The sequence below is a fragment of the Streptomyces brasiliensis genome (assembly GCF_014647875.1).
GTDB lineage: Bacteria > Actinomycetota > Actinomycetes > Streptomycetales > Streptomycetaceae > Streptomyces > Streptomyces brasiliensis.
Genome location: NZ_BMQA01000032.1, coordinates 1 through 17,988, shown reverse-complemented (window position 1 = coordinate 17,988; position 17,988 = coordinate 1). Strand labels below are relative to the sequence as shown.

At 70.8% G+C, this 17,988-nt stretch carries 17 protein-coding genes; 13 read left to right on the top strand and 4 right to left on the bottom strand.

All coding sequences use genetic code 11. The features are described from left to right. Positions 1 to 32: 32 nt before the first annotated feature. Positions 33 to 1,751, top strand: coding sequence for a BACON domain-containing protein (locus IEZ19_RS33200; protein WP_189315023.1), 1,719 nt, complete (start codon positions 33 to 35; stop codon positions 1,749 to 1,751). A 47-nt stretch (positions 1,752 to 1,798) separates the two neighbouring features. Here IEZ19_RS33200 and IEZ19_RS33195 read toward each other — a convergent pair whose 3' ends face one another. After that, entirely contained in the window at positions 1,799 to 2,668 is an 870-nt protein-coding gene (locus IEZ19_RS33195) for a DUF3109 family protein (RefSeq protein ID WP_189315022.1), read from the bottom strand. 71 nt (positions 2,669 to 2,739) lie between these two features. On the opposite strand from IEZ19_RS33195, the gene IEZ19_RS33190 reads away from it, so the two are divergent. The 4 genes from IEZ19_RS33190 to ilvD all read left to right on the top strand — a co-directional run bounded on the left by IEZ19_RS33190 (position 2,740) and on the right by ilvD (position 7,356). Beyond that, the gene (locus IEZ19_RS33190; protein ID WP_189315021.1) at positions 2,740 to 3,672 is read left to right on the top strand and encodes a Ppx/GppA family phosphatase; all 933 of its coding nucleotides are present in this window, start codon (positions 2,740 to 2,742) and stop codon (positions 3,670 to 3,672) included. A gap of 132 nt (positions 3,673 to 3,804) precedes the next feature. After that, positions 3,805 to 4,662 carry a sugar phosphate isomerase/epimerase family protein gene (locus tag IEZ19_RS33185; protein WP_189315020.1) on the top strand — a complete coding sequence of 286 codons (858 nt, stop codon included), beginning with the start codon at positions 3,805 to 3,807 and terminating at the stop codon, positions 4,660 to 4,662. Continuing rightward, positions 4,659 to 5,318 carry a TetR/AcrR family transcriptional regulator gene (locus tag IEZ19_RS33180; RefSeq protein WP_189315019.1) on the top strand — a complete coding sequence of 220 codons (660 nt, stop codon included), beginning with the start codon at positions 4,659 to 4,661 and terminating at the stop codon, positions 5,316 to 5,318. Before IEZ19_RS33185 ends, IEZ19_RS33180 begins: the two co-directional genes overlap by 4 nt. A gap of 184 nt (positions 5,319 to 5,502) precedes the next feature. Continuing rightward, complete coding sequence (gene ilvD, locus IEZ19_RS33175) at positions 5,503 to 7,356, top strand: dihydroxy-acid dehydratase (protein ID WP_189315018.1); 1,854 nt, start codon at positions 5,503 to 5,505, stop codon at positions 7,354 to 7,356. Between the two features lie 67 nt (positions 7,357 to 7,423). Here ilvD and IEZ19_RS33170 read toward each other — a convergent pair whose 3' ends face one another. Next, positions 7,424 to 9,520 (bottom strand): protein kinase domain-containing protein, encoded by a 2,097-nt coding sequence (locus IEZ19_RS33170; RefSeq protein WP_189315017.1) that lies wholly within the window; start codon positions 9,518 to 9,520, stop codon positions 7,424 to 7,426. 180 nt (positions 9,521 to 9,700) lie between these two features. Here IEZ19_RS33170 and IEZ19_RS33165 point away from each other — a divergent pair, with 180 nt between their 5' ends. The 7 genes from IEZ19_RS33165 to proC all read left to right on the top strand — a co-directional run bounded on the left by IEZ19_RS33165 (position 9,701) and on the right by proC (position 14,735). Then, positions 9,701 to 10,021, top strand: coding sequence for an SH3 domain-containing protein (locus IEZ19_RS33165; RefSeq protein WP_189315016.1), 321 nt, complete (start codon positions 9,701 to 9,703; stop codon positions 10,019 to 10,021). 81 nt (positions 10,022 to 10,102) lie between these two features. Next, positions 10,103 to 10,390: an SH3 domain-containing protein gene (locus tag IEZ19_RS33160; protein ID WP_229841145.1), complete on the top strand. Its 288-nt coding sequence runs from the start codon at positions 10,103 to 10,105 to the stop codon at positions 10,388 to 10,390. Between the two features lie 42 nt (positions 10,391 to 10,432). Continuing rightward, complete coding sequence (locus IEZ19_RS33155; RefSeq protein WP_189315014.1) at positions 10,433 to 10,954, top strand: EamA/RhaT family transporter; 522 nt, start codon at positions 10,433 to 10,435, stop codon at positions 10,952 to 10,954. Between the two features lie 204 nt (positions 10,955 to 11,158). Continuing rightward, entirely contained in the window at positions 11,159 to 11,995 is an 837-nt protein-coding gene (locus IEZ19_RS33150) for a class I SAM-dependent methyltransferase (protein ID WP_189315013.1), read from the top strand. Positions 11,996 to 12,186: 191 nt separating this feature from the next. Continuing rightward, positions 12,187 to 12,978, top strand: coding sequence for an ABC transporter ATP-binding protein (locus tag IEZ19_RS33145; RefSeq protein ID WP_189315012.1), 792 nt, complete (start codon positions 12,187 to 12,189; stop codon positions 12,976 to 12,978). Then, positions 12,975 to 13,748 (top strand): ABC transporter permease, encoded by a 774-nt coding sequence (locus IEZ19_RS33140; RefSeq protein WP_189315011.1) that lies wholly within the window; start codon positions 12,975 to 12,977, stop codon positions 13,746 to 13,748. The genes IEZ19_RS33145 and IEZ19_RS33140 overlap by 4 nt, the downstream gene beginning before the upstream one ends. A 174-nt stretch (positions 13,749 to 13,922) precedes the next feature. Then, positions 13,923 to 14,735, top strand: a complete 813-nt coding sequence (gene proC / locus IEZ19_RS33135; RefSeq protein ID WP_189315010.1) for a pyrroline-5-carboxylate reductase — start codon at positions 13,923 to 13,925, stop codon at positions 14,733 to 14,735. Positions 14,736 to 14,753: 18 nt separating this feature from the next. Here the strand turns inward: proC and IEZ19_RS33130 are convergent, their stop codons facing one another. Then, positions 14,754 to 15,338, bottom strand: a complete 585-nt coding sequence (locus tag IEZ19_RS33130; RefSeq protein ID WP_189315009.1) for a cysteine hydrolase family protein — start codon at positions 15,336 to 15,338, stop codon at positions 14,754 to 14,756. 78 nt (positions 15,339 to 15,416) lie between these two features. On the opposite strand from IEZ19_RS33130, the gene IEZ19_RS33125 reads away from it, so the two are divergent. Further along, positions 15,417 to 16,457, top strand: a complete 1,041-nt coding sequence (locus tag IEZ19_RS33125) for a GlxA family transcriptional regulator (protein WP_189315008.1) — start codon at positions 15,417 to 15,419, stop codon at positions 16,455 to 16,457. Here IEZ19_RS33125 and trpS read toward each other — a convergent pair. Then, on the bottom strand, positions 16,385 to 17,422 hold the full coding sequence (trpS, locus tag IEZ19_RS33120) for a tryptophan--tRNA ligase (protein WP_189315007.1): 1,038 nt from the start codon (positions 17,420 to 17,422) through the stop codon (positions 16,385 to 16,387). The genes IEZ19_RS33125 and trpS overlap by 73 nt on opposite strands. Positions 17,423 to 17,988: the final 566 nt, after the last annotated feature.

Genomic DNA, 17,988 nt, shown 5'->3' with positions numbered 1-17,988 from the left:
GCGCCCGTCCGCCGCCGCCTACGGTCGCACAGGTGATGAGCAGCAGTCCGCACACCTCGACCCGCACCACCGGCGCACACCGGGCGCACAAGGAGGCACGCGACCGCGCTGCGGCGCGCACGCTGGCGCAGCGGCCGCCCGCGTGCTACGAGCCGTACCTGGACGGCCTGTTCACCTACTGTCTGTCGGTGCTGTGCGACCACGACGCGGCGACGGCGGCGCTGGGCGACGTCCTGGCGCTGGCCGAGCGGCGCGGTCAGCGGGCCCCGGAGGCGGCCGGTGACCGCAGGGCCTGGCTGTACGCGCTGGCCCGCTGGGCGTGTCTGCGCAAGCTGGCCGAGGCCAGACGGAAACGTCATGCCACACACGCGTCCGGCCGCGACGGCACCTCGGACCGGCACGCCCCGCAGCCCGCCGGACCGTCCGTCCCCGACGAGGTCCAGGAGCGGCGGCGGCGTGAACTCGCCCTGCTGGCCTGGCCGGAGGCCGCCGGAACGACCCCGGAGCAGCGCGAGGCCCTCGAGCTCGCCGTCCGCCACCACCTCGCCGCGCACGAGGTCGCCGCCGTCCTCGGCATGGACCAGGCCGCCGCCCGCGACCTGCTCGCCTCCGCCGCCTGCGAGGTCGAGCGCACGCGCGCGGCGCTCGCCGTCGTCGAGACCGGCACCTGCCCGGGCGTGGCCCGCCTCACCGGCGACCACCAGCTCGTCCTCAGCGCGGCCGTACGACGGGAACTCGTCCGGCACGTCGACGACTGCCCGCGCTGCCGGCGCACCGCCGAGCGCGCGATCCCGGGGACCTGGCCCGGCGCCACCGTCACGCCCGCCGAACTGCCCGTCCTGGAGGCGCCCCGCGCGGCCCTGCACCTCGCCCCGGGGCACCACTCGCGCGCGCGGGGCACCGCCGTACCGCGCTTCGACCGGCGCGGCTTCCCCATGGACCCCAAGGACCGCGCGGCCCGCCGCGACCGGCTACGCGCGCGTGCCGTCACGACCACCGTCGTCGCCACCGTCATCGCGGCTCCCGTGCTCGCCCTGTGGGCCGCCTACCGGGGCTCGCCGGCCGGTGACGGGCCCAGCGACCCCGCCGCCACCGCGCGCGAGGCCGACGGTGCCGGCAGCCCCGGCGGTGACACGGTCGGCGGCTACGAGAACGCCGGGAACGCCAGCACGAAACCGGGCGTGGACCTCGGCAAGGACGGCAGGCCCGACGTCTCCGTGGAGGTCGTCAGCGTCTCGAGGGCCGGGAAGAAGGGCGAGGGCCGGCTCGCGGTCTCGGCCGGATCCAGCGGCGACACCACCCTCGTCACCCTCACCGCCTCCGGCCCCGCACCGGTGCGCTGGTCCGCGTCCACCTCGGCCGCGTGGCTCTACCTCAGCCGGTCCTCGGGAACCCTCCGCCCCGGCGAGTCGTTGACGATCAAGGTGTACGTCGACCCTCTGCGCGAACCGGCCGGGTACTGGAGCGCGCAGGTGGCCGTGGCACCGGCGGGCGCAGTCGTCTCGATCAGGGGGTACGGCACCGCGCCGACCGGTCCGACGACCCCCGGCAGCCCGCCGCCGTCGACCGGGTCCCCGACCCCGACACCGTCGACCTCACCCCCGACCGACCCCCCGTCGAGCCCCACGCCGACCCCGACTCCGACAGACCCGACCCCGACCCCGACGAGCCCGTCACCGACCGCCCCGGAGACGCAGTCCCCGCCGCCCAGTGACAGTGGTGGGCCTGAGCCGAGTCCTGGCGGGAGCTAGAGATCCGGGCGGTGGGCGCGGTCGGAGCCTCGGCCAGTGGCCGTCCGTCAGCCCACCGGATCCGCCGGATGCGGTGCCAGCAGGGGCAGACCCGATGCCAGGCGCTCCTCGCACAGCTCGACCAGGCGGTCGTAGCCGGCCTTGCCCATCAGCTCGGTCAGTTCCGCACGGTAGGAGACGTACACCGGCTCACCCGCGCCGTGCGCCGACGTCGCCGACGTGCACCACCAGTGCAGATCGTGGCCGCCCGGGCCCCATCCCCTGCGGTCGTACTCACCGATCGACACCTGGAGCACGCGTGTGTCGTCGGGCCGGTCGATCCAGTCGTACGTCCGCCGGATCGGCAGCTGCCAGCAGACGTCCGGCTTGGTCTCCAGCGGCTCGCGGCCCTCCCTGAGCGCCAGGATGTGCAACGAGCAGCCCGCGCCGCCCGCGAAACCGGGCCGGTTCTGGAAGATGCACGACCCCTGGTACGGGCGCGTCTGACGGGAACCGTCCTCGTCCTCCGCGACCCAGCCGTGCTCCATGCCCTCGTCGTGGTGCTGCCAGATCTCCGGCGTGAGACGCGCCACGTGCTCGGCGACCCGCTTCTCGTCGTCCTCGTCGGAGAAGTGCGCGCCCAGCGTGCAGCACCCGTCGTCCGCGCGGCCCGCCTGGATGCCCTGGCAGCCGCTGCCGAAGATGCAGTTCCAGCGGGAGGTCAGCCAGGTCAGATCGCACCGGAAGACCTGCTCGTCGTCCGCCGGATCCGGGAACTCCACCCACGCGCGCGCGAAGTCGAGCCCCTTCTCGTCGGCCGCCAGGGACTCCTCGGCCTTCTTCGACTTCTTCGGTGACGTCTTCGCCGGCTTCACCTGCGAAGAACCGCTGGATGATTTGGCTGTCTTGTGGTCCTTCGCCTTTTTCGTCTTTGGCACCCGTCCAGGGTAAGACGCCGAGCACGGCTCCGGGGACGGCTGACCGCGCAGGTGGCAGTAGCGTTCCGTACATGAGACTCGGTGTCCTCGACGTTGGATCGAACACGGTGCATCTACTGGTGGTGGACGCACACCCCGGCGCGCGCCCGCTGCCCGCACACTCGCACAAGGCGGAGCTGCGCCTCGCCCAACTTCTCGACGATGACGGGGCGATCGGCCCCGAGGGGATCGACAAGCTGATCGGTGTCGTCCACGACGCGCTGCAGGCGGCCGAGGACAAGGGTGTCGAGGACCTGCTGCCGTTCGCCACGTCCGCCGTGCGCGAGGCCACCAACGCCGACGACGTCCTCGCGCGCGTGAAGGCCGAGACGGGCGTCGAGCTCAAGGTCCTCACCGGCGCCGAAGAGGCCCGTCTCACCTTCCTCGCCGCCCGCCGCTGGTTCGGCTGGTCCGCCGGAAAACTCCTGGTCCTGGACATCGGCGGCGGCTCCCTGGAGATCGCCTACGGCATCGACGAGGACCCGGACGCGGCCGTTTCGCTGCCCCTGGGTGCCGGCCGCCTGACCGCCGCCCGGCTGCCCGGTGACCCGCCCGCGCCCGAGGCGATCAGGGCCCTGCGCCGTCACGTGCGCGCCGAGATCGCCCGCACTGTCGGCGAGTTCAGCCGCTTCGGCGCACCCGACCACGTGGTCGCCACCTCCAAGACCTTCAAGCAGCTGGCCCGTATCGCGGGCGCGGCACGGTCGGCGGACGGCCTGTACGTCCAACGCGAGCTGAAGCGCGAGTCCCTGCAGGCCTGGGTCCCGCGCCTGGGTGCCATGACAGCCGACCAGCGCAGGGACCTCCCCGGAGTCTCCGAGGGCCGCTCGAACCAGCTCCTGGCCGGCGCGCTGGTGGCGGAGGCGGCCATGGACCTCTTCGCGGTGGAAAACCTGGAGATCTGCCCGTGGGCACTGCGGGAGGGCGTGATCCTTCGGCGCCTGGACCACATGGGCACGGCGTAGCACGCGCCCACAGGGGTGCGCCCCGAAGGGGCGCGGGGCCGTATCGATATGCGGCACCACCGCGTGGGCGCGAGCAGCCAGGGCGGATCCGCACTCACCAAGACGGCGAATAGGCAGACAACCCCCGAACCAATGACACCCCGTACCCTGTCCAACGTGGCTGAACCAAGGGACGTCCCCGTCCGAATCCCGGATGCGAAGGTCGCCCTGTCCACTGCCTCCGTCTACCCGGAGTCCACGGCGACGGCCTTCGAGATCGCCGCGCGTCTCGGATACGACGGCGTCGAGGTCATGGTGTGGACCGACCCGGTCAGCCAGAACATCGACGCCCTGCGCCGGCTGTCCGACTACCACCGCATCCCGATCCTGGCCGTGCACGCCCCCTGCCTGCTGATCACCCAGCGCGTCTGGTCCACCGACCCCTGGGTCAAGCTCCAGCGGGCCCGCGCTGCCGCCGAGAAGCTGGGCGCGAGCACGGTCGTCGTCCACCCGCCGTTCCGCTGGCAGCGTCAGTACGCCCGTGACTTCGTCGCCGGGATCTGGCGGATGGCGAACGAGACGGACGTACGGTTCGCTGTCGAGAACATGTACCCCTGGCGCTACCGCGACCGCGAGATGCTCGCGTACGCCCCGGACTGGGACGTCACCAAGGACGACTACCGCCACTTCACGATCGACCTCAGCCACGCGGCGACGGCCCGTACGGACGCCCTGCACATGGTCGACCGCATGGGCGACCGGCTCGGCCACGTGCACCTCGCCGACGGCAAGGGCTCGGCGAAGGACGAGCACCTGGTCCCCGGCCGCGGCGGCCAGCCCTGCGCAGAGCTGCTGGAGCGGCTCGCGCACACCGGCTTCGACGGCCACGTCGTCATCGAGGTCAACACGAGGCGCGCGATGTCCAGCGCCGAACGTGAGGCCGACCTGGCGGAGGCCCTGGCCTTCACCCGCCTCCACCTCGCCTCGGCGGTGAAGGTGCCCCGCCGATGACCGGGACCACACGAGGTGCGACCCCCGACGCCAGGGATGCGAGCGGCGGCCGTACCGACGCGACCGCCCGCCGCCGCGGCCGCCCCCGCCGCACCGAGTCCGCCGACACCCGCGACCGCATCCTGACCGCGGCCCGCGAGGAGTTCTCCGAGCGCGGCTACGAGAAGACGTCCGTACGAGGCATCGCCAAGTCCGCCGGTGTCGACTCGGCGCTGGTCCACCACTACTTCGGCACGAAGGACCAGATCTTCGAGGCGGCCATCGAGGTCGCGTTCGCCCCCGCGCTGGAGGCGCCGACGGCCGTGGCCGAGGGCCCGCCGGACAACGTCGGGGAGCGGCTCACTCGCTTCATCTTCGGCATCTGGGAGAACCCCACCACCCGTACGCCGCTGCTGGCGATCGTCCGCTCCGCCGTCAACAACGACAACGCGGCCGCCGTCTTCCGCCGCCTGGTCGCCGCCCAGCTGCTGCGCCGTATCGCCGGACAGCTGGACCTGCCGGACGCGGAGCTGCGCGCGGAGCTCGCGGCGGCGCAACTGGTGGGCTGTGCGATGCTGCGCTACGTGATCAAGGTGGAGCCGCTGGCCTCGGCGGATCTGGAGCAGATCGTGGCGCGGGTGGCGCCGGTGGTACAGGGACACCTGACCGGTCCCTGACGGGTCACCGCCCGCGTCGCCCGGCCCGAGACCGCCTGGGGGCGGGGCGAGACATGTGTCCCGTATTCCGGACAGCGCGTCCCGACCCATGGATGACCGGCGTACGCTCGTGAGCAATCAGAAGTCTCTCTGATCGCAGTCTCCATCGCAGTCTGTAGAGCAGTCCATGAAGGAGCGAGTGACGATGCCCGAGCTGAGGTCCCGCACAGTCACCCACGGCCGCAACATGGCGGGCGCCCGCGCCCTTATGCGCGCTTCCGGTGTACCCGGTGCGGACATCGGCCGGAAGCCGATCATCGCGGTCGCCAACAGCTTCACCGAGTTCGTGCCCGGCCACACCCACCTCCAGCCGGTCGGCCGGATCGTCAGCGAGGCGATCAAGGAGGCGGGCGGCATCCCGCGCGAGTTCAACACCATCGCCGTCGACGACGGCATCGCGATGGGCCACGGCGGCATGCTCTACTCGCTGCCCTCCCGCGACCTGATCGCGGACTCGGTCGAGTACATGGTCGAGGCCCACTGTGCCGACGCCCTGGTCTGCATCTCCAACTGCGACAAGATCACCCCGGGCATGCTGATGGCGGCGCTGCGCCTGAACATCCCGACGGTGTTCGTCTCCGGCGGTCCCATGGAGGCCGGCCGCGCCACCCTCGTGGACGGCACGGTCCGTACGCTCGACCTGATCGACGCGATGGTGGAGGCCGCCAACGAGCAGGTCTCGGACGCGGACGTCCTCAACATCGAGGAGAACGCCTGCCCGACCTGCGGCTCCTGTTCCGGCATGTTCACGGCCAACTCGATGAACTGCCTGACCGAGGCCATCGGCCTCTCCCTCCCCGGCAACGGCTCGGTCCTCGCCACGCACACGGCCCGCAAGCAGCTGTACGTCGACGCGGCCCACACGGTCATGGACCTCACCCGCCGCTACTACGAGCAGGACGACGAGACGGTCCTGCCCCTCTCCATCGCCACCTTCGCGGCCTTCGAGAACGCCATGGCGCTGGACATCGCGATGGGCGGCTCCACGAACACGATCCTGCACCTGCTGGCTGCGGCCCAGGAGGCGGGCGTCCCGTTCGGCCTCGAGCAGATCGACGCGGTCTCCCGCCGGGTGCCGTGCCTGGCGAAGGTCGCCCCCAACGTCGCGAAGAGCCGCACGTACTACATGGAGGACGTGCACCGCGCCGGCGGCATCCCCGCCCTGCTCGGCGAACTGCACCGCGCCGGTCTGCTCAACGAGGACGTGCACGCGGTCCACAGCCCGTCCCTGGCGGACTGGCTGAAGACGTGGGACGTGCGCGGCGGCTCCCCCTCGCCGGAGGCAGTGGAACTGTGGCACGCGGCGCCGGGCTGCGTCCGCTCGGCGGAGGCCTTCTCGCAGTCGGAGCGCTGGGAGGCGCTGGACGACGACGCCGAGGGCGGCTGCATCCGCAGCGCGGAGCACGCGTACTCGAAGGACGGCGGCCTGGCGGTCCTCAAGGGCAACCTGGCGGTCGACGGCTGCGTGGTCAAGACGGCCGGCGTCGACGAGTCGATCTGGACGTTCGAGGGCCCGGCGGTCGTCTGCGAGTCGCAGGAGGAGGCCGTCGAGAAGATCCTCAACAAGCAGGTCAAGGACGGCGACGTGGTCGTCATCCGCTACGAGGGCCCCAAGGGCGGCCCCGGCATGCAGGAGATGCTCTACCCGACGTCGTTCCTCAAGGGCCGCGGCCTGGGCAAGACCTGCGCGCTGATCACGGACGGCCGCTTCTCCGGCGGCACGTCGGGCCTGTCGATCGGCCACGCGTCGCCCGAGGCGGCCTCCGGTGGCACGATCGCGCTGGTCGAAGACGGCGACCGCATCCGCATCGACATCCCGGGCCGCACGATCGAGCTCCTGGTCGACGAGGCGGAACTGACCCGCCGCGAGCAGGTCCACGACGGCGTGTACGCCCCGAAGAACCGCGACCGCAAGGTCTCGGCCGCCCTGCGGGCCTACGCGGCGATGGCCACGAGCGCGGACAAGGGCGCGGTGCGGGACGTCACGAAGCTGGGCTGACCGTTCGTACGAGGATCGGGGCCGTTTCCGTATGGGGACGGCCCCTTTCCGCGTTCCGCGTCCGGTGTCACCAGTCCGACGGATCACGCGCGTCCACGGCGAAGACGGTGCCGTCGGGGGCGGTGGCGTAGACGTGGTTGTGGGCGATGACGGGGGCCGGCAGCACGGCGGTGACCCGGTCCCCGCTTGCTCCCCGCCGGGGCGGTGTCTGGCCGATGGGCCGTCCGTCGCGGGCGTTCACGGCGAGGAGCCGCCCGTCTGCCGCCGTGAGGTACACGTGGCGGTCGTCGGCCACCGGTGCCGAGCCTCGGCTCACAGACGTGTCGACGTGCCAGGCGCGTTTGCCCGCACCGGTGTCGACGCCATCGAGCGCGCCGTCGGCGCCCAGCAGGAAGACCACGTTGCCCCGGACGGCGGCCTGGGCGTCGTGGCGCGGTGCCGGGAGTTGCACCCGGTGCGCCGTCCCGGATTTCGCGTCGTAGCGGACCACGGCGTTCGTATCGAGGTAGACGGGGTCGGCCGCGAGGAGGTAGACGGACCCGGCGCGGGCACCGACCGGCTCGAGCAGCCCCTTCAACCGTGTGTCCCACCGTAGGGCGCCGCTTGCCGGATCCACCGCGGTGACGTGGGTGCTCGCCCCGTCGTTCGAGGTGCTCGTCGCGTATGCCAGCGAGTCCCCCGAGAAGTAGTGGATGTGCAGCTGACCGTGGCCTGGTATCCGCTCGGTCCACTCCGTGTGGCCCGAGGCACTGTCGACACCGGTGACGGTGCCGTCGGGGCGGCGGAGCAGGAGCATGTTGCCGGCGTACACCGTTTCGTTGTTCTCGGGCAGGTCCCGCTGCCACTGTGTTCTGCCCGAGACGGGGTCGAGCGCCTCCACGTGGCGCTGCCCGTCCGCCTTGAACTGGACGAGTCCGCCCGACACGATCGGCGGGCCGCTCCAGTGGGTCTTCGCGACAGAGCGCTTCCACAGAACCGTGCCGTCGGCCGGGTCGAGAGCGAAGACCGACCCGGTACGGGAGCAGATCAAGTACCCCGCCCCATATGTGCATTGAGGTGTGCCCGAGCCTCCGTCGCCCGGTCTCGTCTGCCAGCCGGCGAATCTGTTCGGCGCGCCCTGGGCGCCGGTCGCCTTCGGCATAGGACCGCTGTCGCTCAAGAGCCACACCACCGAGGCAAGCGCACCCGCCAGGACCAGGCCGAGGGCTCCGATGGAGAGGGCGGCCCGTCTGCTGAGGCGACGACGCCTGGGCCGTACCGCCGGTGGCACGACGGGATCCGGCTTCGGCCTGTCGTCGGACCGCTGCGCCGGTATGAACGCCTGTGTGTCGTACGAGGCCGAGACCGAACGCAGTTCCCGCATGAGTTCGTCCGGAGTCGGCCGGTCCTCGGGCTCCTTGGCGAGGCACCGCAGCACCAGCGGAGCCAGATTCTCCGGTACGCCGGTCAGATCCGGCTCGTCGTGCACGACCTGATACGCCACGACGTACGGACTGTCGGAGTCGAACGGCCCACGCCCGGTGGCCGCATGCACCAGCACAGAACCCAGCGCGAAGATGTCGGCGGCCGGCCCGACCTCCCGCGGTCGCCGGAACTGCTCGGGTGCCATGAACGGCGGCGTGCCGATCAGCTTCCCGGTCTCGGTGCGCAGTTCGCTGTCCTTCGGCCGGGAGATGCCGAAGTCGATGACCTTGGGACCGTCCTCGGCGAGCAGTACGTTGCTCGGCTTCAGGTCGCGGTGCACGACCCCGACCCGATGGATGTCCCGGAGGGCCTCGGCGAGCCCTGCCATCAACCGGCGCAACTGCGCGGGTGGCATCGGGCCGTTCTGCTTGACGTACTCGGAAAGGGTCGGCCCCGGGATGAACAATGTGGCCATCCAGGGCCGGTCGGCCTCCGGATCGGCATCGACGACGGGCGCGGTGAAAGCACCGCTGACCCGTCGGGCAGCGGCGACCTCCTGCCGGAAACGTCCCCTGAACTCACGGTCCTTGGCGAATTCGGCGTGTACGACCTTCACCGCGAGCTTCAGCCCCGAGGTGCTTCGGGCCAGATGCACGACGCCCATGCCACCCGACCCCAGGCAGGACTCCAGGCGGTAGTGACCGGCGTACTCGGGAAGTTCTTCTTCCGCGCTCGCTCCGGTGTTCCACCGTGGCGCCATGGGACCACCCCCGTGCTGTTCATCCGCGCGCGCGACGCAGGGAGCCTAGTCGATGACTCGTACGAGACAGAGGCGGCTTGCTAGCCTCCGAGTGCGAGTTGCGTACATGCGTTTCGTCGCGCGATTCAGGGGAATCAACGGGTCCCATGGCAGTCATGGGACCAACGGGGGAGGTTTTTCATGTCTGTTGACCGCATCGAAGAGGGCGACAGCAAGGGCGAGGCAGAGGCCGTCACGGCGACGTCGCCAACCGTGCGCTACTACCCGGTGGCACCGGGCGTCCGGCTCAATGTCCGTAGCGGTCCCGGCACCGGCTACGGCATCGTCCGGCTGCTGCCCGAGGGAGCCAGGGTCCCGGTCTACTGCCAGACGCCGGGCACGAAGGTGACCGGCTACTACGGCACGTCGAACATCTGGGACAACATCAGCAACGGCGAGTTCGTCTCGGACACCTACGTGCACACCGGCAGCGACGGCTACGTGGCCGACCGGTGCGCCTGACCGACACTCCTGAGGGGGACTGGAATGAAATCCCGCAGACGCAGATCCGTCTTACTCGCAGGCGCAGCAGGCGCCTTTCTCATGGTGCTGGGAACTCCTGTTGTTGCCGACGCGGACACGATCCGCACCTACCCGGTCGCTCCGGGCGTTCGTCTGAACGTCCGCAGTGGTCCCGGCACGACTTACGGCATCGTGCGCGTCCTGCCCGAAGGCGCGCGCGTTCCGATTTTCTGCCAGACGACGGGTACGACGGTGACGGGTCCGTACGGCACGTCGAAGATCTGGGACAACATCGACAACGGTGAGTACGTGTCCGACGCCTACGTGTACACGGGCAGCGACGGCAATGTCGCCTCACCCTGCGGCTGACCCCCATGCAGGAGCCCACCACCCCGGCGCCATAATCGTCCCGTGAGCGACGAACCAGGCACCCCGGGCACCCCCGCGGCCCCCACCGGCGGCGAGCCGGGTGGCGGCCCACGGCCCGAGCCCCTCCGATTCTTCGGCACGTCCTGGGTGAACCACGACGACGGCTACGCCGCCCGCCGGGCCGGCGTGGCCGTCGGCTCGCTCGTGGCGGCCGGCGTCTCCTGCCTGGTCCTGCGCTTCGCCTACCAGGGCCTGCAGATCGCCGACACCGGTTCCTTCGTGACCGTCCTGGTCGTCGTGATGTTCGCGATCTGCAGCGCGATGGCCTTCCGCAACACCTGGGACGGCTTCACCAAGCGCCCCGACCCCGACCGTCAGGCTTCCCTCCGTGGCCTCCTGGCAATCGGTTTCGTGGGCTCGCTCCTCGCCTGCTTCTTCCGCTCCCTCACCGAGGCCCCGGGCGAGAAGCTGCACCGCGAGGAGTACGAGTCGGCCCTCCGTCAGTACGAGAGCCGCTCGGCCCGCCGCACCGGCAACCCGTCGAAGAAGCGCCGCAAGAAGTAGCCCGGAACGGCCCCCGCCGCCCGGGCCGCGGTGCATCACGGCCGGTTATGTCCGACAGCCGGAGCCGGAGCCGGAGCCGGAGCCGGAGCCGGCAAGCCGTCGCCGGTCCCGCCATGACGGAAGACCCCGTCGGACACGCTCCGGTACCGACCTCCCACCTATATCGACTGTCCCCTTCCGCCCCACCCGGACGACCATGTCTGTATGACGACGAAGCCGCCCACCCCGGACCCGGACACCTCCCGTACCGCCGACACCACCGGCCTCATCTCCACCCGCGCGCACTCCTTCAACGCCGCCGCAGCCCAGTACGCCGAGAACCGCCCCTCCTACCCACCCGCCCTCTTCGACACGCTCGAAGAGCTCGCCGGCCGCTCCCTCACCGGTGCCCGGGTCGTGGACGTGGGCGCCGGCACGGGGATCGCGAGCGCGCGGCTGCGTGAGCGCGGTGCGCGGGTGATCGCCGTCGAACCCGGTGCCGGCATGGCGGCCGAGTTCCGTCGCGGCCTGCCCGACGTGCCGATCGTGCGCGGCAACGGCAACGCCCTGCCCCTCGCCGGCGCCACCGCCGACTTCATCACCTACGCCCAGGCCTGGCACTGGACCGACCCGGAGCGTTCTCTGCCGGAGGCACTGCGCGTGCTGCGGCCGGGCGGCGCGCTGGCGCTGTGGTGGAACACCGACGCGCTCGACGTGCCGTGGATAGGCGAACAGGCGGACCGCATCCAGAGCCACTTCGGCGTCGACGGGGTCGTGGCGAAGAACGGCGACGGCGCGCGTTCCGCGATGGCCCACTTCATCGACCGCCTCGGCTTCACCCGCCGCACGGTCCGCTGGAGCCGCCGCATCACGCTCGACATGCACCTCGCCAACATCGGCAGCCACTCGGCCTTCCTCGTCGCCCCGGAGGGCAGCAGAGATGCCTTCTTGGACGCGGAGCGCGCCCACCTGCTGAACGTCTTCCCGGACGGCATCGTCGAGGAGACGTACGACGTGATGCTTCTCGTCGCCCTCAACACCCGGACCGACCTGGACACCTGACCCCGTCCTCACCCCCTCGCCCCGCGCGGCAGTCCCCGGACCCACTCCGGCGGCTGCCGCGCCCGCATGTCCGGACCCGGAAGGCCGGCATCCGATCGCGCACCCCGGTGGGGCAACCCGGGCGGATACCCCCTAAGCCCTACCCCGTCCGGCACTTGACGGGTCCCGACCCTCAGAGCATTATTCATCGCATGATGAATTACTTGCCCGGTCCTGCCGAGACCCCCGCGGTCAGGGCCGTCGGCCTCACCGTCGTACGCGGACCCCGCACCGTCCTCCGCGGCCTCGAATTCGCCGTCCCACGCGGCCAGATCACCGGCTTGCTCGGCCCCTCTGGCTGCGGCAAGTCCACGCTGATGCGCTCCATCGTCGGCACCCAGGCCAAGGTCGCCGGCACCCTCGAAGTCCTCGGCCGACTCGCCGGTCACCCCACCCTCCGCACCCGCATCGGCTACGTCACCCAGGCCCCCTCCGTCTATGACGATCTGACGGTCCGCCAGAACCTCGACTACTTCGCCGCGATCCTCGACCCCGGCCGCGCCGCCGCCGAACGCCGACAGGCCGACGTCACCCGCGCCATCACCGATGTCGACCTCACCAGCCACGCCGACGCTCTCGCCGGCAACCTCTCCGGCGGTCAGCGCAGCCGCGTCTCCCTCGCCGTCGCCCTTCTCGGCACCCCCGAACTCCTGGTCCTCGACGAACCGACCGTCGGCCTCGACCCGGTCCTGCGCCGCGACCTGTGGAACCTCTTCCACGACATCGCCGCCACCCGCGGCGCCACCCTCCTCATCTCCTCCCACGTCATGGACGAGGCCGAGCGCTGCCACCGGCTCCTCCTCATGCGCGAGGGCGAGATCCTCGCCGACGACACCCCCGAGGCCCTCCGCACCCGCACCGGGTCGGAGACCGTCGAGGCGGCCTTCCTGCACCTGGTCGACGAGGCGGTCGCAGCGGGCCGCGCCAAGGAGACGACGCGATGAGCACGACGACGACCCCTGCCCCCACCGGCGCCCTGAACGTTGCCCGGACGACGGCCACCGCGACCCGTGTCCTGCGCCAGCTGCGGCACGACCCGCGCACGATCGCGCTGATGATCCTGATCCCCTGCCTGATGCTGTTCCTGCTCCGCTACGTCTTCGACGGCAGCCCGCGCACCTTCGACAGCATCGGCGCGTCACTCTTGGGGATCTTCCCTCTGATCACGATGTTCCTGGTCACGTCCATCGCCACCCTGCGCGAGCGCACCTCGGGCACCCTCGAACGTCTCCTCGCCATGCCCCTCGGCAAGGCCGACCTCATCGTCGGCTACGCCCTCGCCTTCGGCGTCCTCGCCATCATCCAGTCGGCGCTGGCCACCGGACTGGCGGTGTGGTTCCTGGGCCTGGACGTCACCGGTTCTCCCTGGCTCCTCCTGCTGGTCGCCCTCCTCGACGCCCTGCTCGGTACGGCCCTCGGTCTCTTCGTCTCGGCCTTCGCGGCCTCGGAATTCCAGGCGGTCCAGTTCATGCCCGCGGTGATCTTCCCCCAACTCCTGCTCTGCGGCCTCTTCACCCCGCGCTCCAACATGCAGTCCGTCCTCGAGGGCCTCTCCGACGTCCTCCCCATGTCGTACGCCGTCGACGGCATGAACGAGGTCCTCCGCCACACCGATATGACGGCCACCTTCATCAGGGACGCCCTGATCGTGGCGGGCTGCGCCCTGCTGGTGCTGGGCCTGGGCGCGGCAACCCTGCGACGCCGCACACCGTGAACCGGGGATCGGTGACCCGGGGATCCGAAGGGCCCGAGGGATCCCGCGCCCGCCCACAACATCACCCCGCTCGCCCACTCCACCCATGTCCGCCAACCGGACAACCACCCACGCCCCACACCCCCAGTGCGACGATGTACCCCGGACGACGCACCCCCGGAGGCATCCCTCGCCATGACTCAGAAAGTCGCAGTCCTCGGCACCGGCAAGATCGGTGAAGCCCTGCTCAGCGGAATGATCCGAGCCGGTTGGGCCCCCGCCGACCTCCTCGTCACCACCCGCCGCCCCGAGCGCGCCGATGAGCTCCGCGCCCGCCACGGTGTCAGCCCGGTCAGCAACCCCGAGGCCGCCAAGACCGCCGACACCCTGATCCTCACGGTCAAACCGCAGGACATGGGCGCCCTCCTCGACGAACTCGCCCCGCACATCCCCGCCGACCGCCTGATCATCAGCGGAGCCGCAGGCATCCCCACCTCCTTCATCGAGGAGCGCCTCGCCGCCGGCACCGCGGTCGTCCGCGTCATGACGAACACCCCCGCCCTCGTCGACGAGGCCATGTCCGTCATCTCCGCCGGCAGCCACGCCACCGCCGAACACCTCGCCCACGCCGAGGAGATCTTCGGCGCCGTCGGCAAGACGCTCCGCGTCCCCGAGTCCCAGCAGGACGCCTGCACCGCCCTCTCCGGCTCCGGCCCGGCGTACTTCTTCTACCTGGTCGAAGCCATGACCGACGCCGGCATCCTCCTCGGCCTGCCCCGCGACAAGGCCCACGACCTCATCGTCCAGTCCGCGATCGGCGCAGCCACGATGCTCCGTGACAGCGGCGAACACCCTGTCAAACTCCGGGAGAACGTCACCTCCCCCGCGGGCACCACCATCAACGCCATCCGCGAACTCGAGAACCACGGTGTGCGAGCAGCCCTCATCGCCGCCCTCGAAGCCGCCCGCGACCGCAGCCGCGAACTGGCCTCCGGCAAGAAGGACTGACCCCGGCCGCGCGGCCGCTCACCCGGCCGCGCCCACCACCTCCTCGGTGGTCACCACCCGGGCGAACCCGCCGCCGTGCAGGGAAACCGCAGACGCCTGGGCGATCTCCTCGGCGCTCCGCCGCCAGCCGAACGGCCCTGCCAGATCGAACGTGTACGTCGCGTCGTACGCCACCAGCACGTCGTACCCCAGGTTGCCTCCCATCCGGGCCGTCGTCTCCACGCACATGTTCGTCTGGATCCCGGCCAGCACGATCTGCCCGATGCCCTGCTCCTTCAGCCAGGCGCCCAGATCCGGCGCCCCGAGGAAGGCCGAGTTCACCGTCTTGGTGACGAACAGCTCGCCTCCCGCCCCCTTCCCGCGCCGCTCCTGCACGTATTCCTTGAACTCGTTCCCCTCGTAGCCGGGGCGGAGTGGCGACTGCGGCTTCGGCGAATCGTGCCGTACGAACACGACCGGGCGCCCCGTCGACTGCCAGGTGCCGATCAGTGCCGCGATGTTGTCGTCCGCCCCCGGATTGTTCCGCGGACCCCAGAAGTCGAGCTCGTCAAAGCCCTTCTGCACGTCCACGACCACCAGCGCTGCGTTCTCTGCGATCTCCATGCCCTCGATCCTGCCGCCGGAGCCGCTCGCGCCCCAGAGGGGTAAAAGTCACCGATCGATGGTTTACTGCCAGGCGTGATGCCGGACCCGACGTCAGCCGAGAAGCCCGACGTGACCTCCCCGTACCGCGTCGCCCTTGTCGCCTTCCCCGGCGTCCGCGCCTTCGACGTCTCCGTCATCACCGAGGTCTGGGGCACCGACCGCACCGACCGCGGCGCCCCCTCCTTCGGCCTCCGCCGGGTGGCGGCCGAACCCGCCCCCATCCCGATGCGCGGCGGTCTCGCACTCCACCCCGACCGCACCCTCACCTGGCTGGACCGAGCCGACCTCGTCGTCATCCCCGGCCTCGACGACCACCTCACTCCCGCACCCGCTCCCGTCCTCGACGCCCTCCGCGGCGCCCACGCTCGCGGCACCACCCTCGCCGCCCTCTGCGGCGGCGCCTTCACCCTCGCCCAGGCCGGCCTCCTCGACGGCCGCCGAGCGATCACCCACTGGAACCTGATCGACCTCTTCCGCACGCATCACCCCCACGTCACCGTCGTCCCCGACGCCCTCTTCATCGAGGACGACAACATCTGGACCGCCGCCGGCACCGCGGCCGGCATCGACCTCTGCCTCCACCTCGTCCGCCTGTCCCACGGAGCCGAGGCAGCCGCCACCATCGCCCGCTCCATGGTTACCGCGCCCTTCCGCACCGGCACCCAGGCACAGTTCATCGAGCACCCCACCCCGCGTGTGGACCGCGACGCCGACGCCATGGCCGCCGTACGCGAACACGCCCTGCGTCGCCTCCACGAACCACTCACCGTCGCCGACCTGGCAGCCCATGCGGGCATGTCCCCGCGGTCCTTCGCCCGCCACTTCACCGCGGTGACCGGAACGACACCGCTCCGCTGGCTCCTCGACCAGCGCATCGCCGCCGCCCAGAAACTCCTCGAGCGCACCGACCTGCCCATGCCCGAGATCGCCCGCTGTGCGGGCTTCGGCAGCGAGGTCACGATGCGCCAGCACTTCGCATCGCGCCTCGCCACCAGCCCACGTGCCTACCGCGCGGCGTTCAGTACAGGCTCCGCCACCGGGTCCGACGAGGGCTCCAGCAGCCCGATCGCCCGATAGGCCGCGTCGACGGTCGGCCGGGCCATCGCCCGGGCCTTCTCAGCACCATCCCGCAGCACCCCCTCCACATACACAGGATCCGCGCACAACTCCTTGTGCCTGGCCTGTACGGGCTTGAGGACCTCGACCACGGCGTCCGCGGTGTCCTTTTTCAAGGCGCCGTACGACTCATATACACCGCCCAAGGCCCCGGGGTTCCCACCCGTGCACGCCGCCAGGATCTCCAGCAGATTCGCGACCCCCGGCCGTCCCTCCGGGTCGTACACGACGTCCCGCCCGCTGTCCGTCACGGCGCGCATCACCTTCTTGCGCACCACGTCCGGCTCGTCGAGCAGATAGACGATGCCCGACCCCGAGTCGTCCGACTTCCCCATCTTCGACATCGGGTCCTGCAGGTTCATCACCCGCGAGGCCACCGGCGGCCGCGTCGCCTTCGGCACCACGAAGGTGTGCCCGTAGCGCTGGTTGAACCGCACCGCCAGATCCCGCGCCAGCTCCACGTGCTGCGTCTGGTCGTCCCCGACGGGCACCTCGTCCGTCCCGTACGCCAGGATGTCCGCCGCCATCAGCACGGGGTACGTCAGCAGCGACAGCCGAACGCTCCCGCCCCGCTCCCGCTCCCGCGCGGCCTTCTCCTTGTACTGGATCATCCGCCGCATCTCGCCGTCCGTGGCCACGCACTCCAGGACGTACGACAGCCGAGCGTGCTCGTCGACGTGTGACTGCACGAAGAGCGTGCACAGCTGTGGATCGAGCCCGGCCGCGAGCAACAACGTCGCCGCCTGCCGACTGAGCCTGCGCACCCGCGCGGGATCGTGGTCCACGGTCAGGGCGTGCAGGTCGACGACGCAGAACAACGCGTCGGACCGGTGCTGGTCGACGGCGGCCCACTGTCGGATCGCCCCCAGGTAGTTCCCCAACGTCAGGTGCCCGGTCGGCTTGACCCCGCTGAAGACCCGTGTCATCTCCACTCCATCTCCTGGTCGAGACCGCCGCCCCGGGCGGCCGGCCCTCAAGAGCTCTGGAGGGAGATACGAGAACGGCCGCCGAGGCGGCGGCCGTTGAGTGCATACGTGAGCGCGGCCGCCGTCAGGCGGCCCACCACTGGTCGTTGCACGTATGCGTCATCACGCGTTCCACAGTACGCCTCCGGGGGTCGTCCGGAGGTGAGTTGACACACCCCGACCGGATACGTAGTGTTCTCCGAGTTGTCCGACGTGAGCGCCGACTCCGGTCGGTCCCCGGGCAGCCATTCCGTAGGTACTCACCGAGCAATCGGCGATCCGTCGTCGCGTTGTTTTGGCGTGCGTATTTGCGAAATGAGGAATCCGCGTTCGAAAGGACGACGACCCCCGATTAGCTCGGAGGCCGGGAATCCGCTAAAGTCTCACTCGTCGGAACGGCCCAACAGCCGCGAAGACGGGCCCGCCGGCTGGGAATCGGAACCGAAAGGATCTGATAGAGTCGGAACCGCCGGAAAGGGAAACGCGAGAGCGGGAACCTGGAAAGCACCGAGGAAATCGGATCGAGA

Bases quoted from the DNA above. Each gene is read 5' to 3' on its own strand.
- IEZ19_RS33190 (WP_189315021.1), top strand. From the start codon at position 2,740: ATGAGACTCGGTGTCCTCGACGTTGGATCGAACACGGTGCATCTACTG.
- IEZ19_RS33185 (WP_189315020.1), top strand. From the start codon at position 3,805: ATGACACCCCGTACCCTGTCCAACGTGGCTGAACCAAGGGACGTCCCC.
- IEZ19_RS33180 (WP_189315019.1), top strand. From the start codon at position 4,659: ATGACCGGGACCACACGAGGTGCGACCCCCGACGCCAGGGATGCGAGC.
- ilvD (WP_189315018.1), top strand. From the start codon at position 5,503: ATGCCCGAGCTGAGGTCCCGCACAGTCACCCACGGCCGCAACATGGCG.
- IEZ19_RS33170 (WP_189315017.1), bottom strand. From the start codon at position 9,520: ATGGCGCCACGGTGGAACACCGGAGCGAGCGCGGAAGAAGAACTTCCC.
- IEZ19_RS33165 (WP_189315016.1), top strand. From the start codon at position 9,701: ATGTCTGTTGACCGCATCGAAGAGGGCGACAGCAAGGGCGAGGCAGAG.
- IEZ19_RS33160 (WP_229841145.1), top strand. From the start codon at position 10,103: ATGGTGCTGGGAACTCCTGTTGTTGCCGACGCGGACACGATCCGCACC.
- IEZ19_RS33150 (WP_189315013.1), top strand. From the start codon at position 11,159: ATGACGACGAAGCCGCCCACCCCGGACCCGGACACCTCCCGTACCGCC.
- IEZ19_RS33145 (WP_189315012.1), top strand. From the start codon at position 12,187: ATGATGAATTACTTGCCCGGTCCTGCCGAGACCCCCGCGGTCAGGGCC.
- IEZ19_RS33140 (WP_189315011.1), top strand. From the start codon at position 12,975: ATGAGCACGACGACGACCCCTGCCCCCACCGGCGCCCTGAACGTTGCC.
- proC (WP_189315010.1), top strand. From the start codon at position 13,923: ATGACTCAGAAAGTCGCAGTCCTCGGCACCGGCAAGATCGGTGAAGCC.
- IEZ19_RS33130 (WP_189315009.1), bottom strand. From the start codon at position 15,338: ATGGAGATCGCAGAGAACGCAGCGCTGGTGGTCGTGGACGTGCAGAAG.
- IEZ19_RS33125 (WP_189315008.1), top strand. From the start codon at position 15,417: ATGCCGGACCCGACGTCAGCCGAGAAGCCCGACGTGACCTCCCCGTAC.
- trpS (WP_189315007.1), bottom strand. From the start codon at position 17,422: ATGACACGGGTCTTCAGCGGGGTCAAGCCGACCGGGCACCTGACGTTG.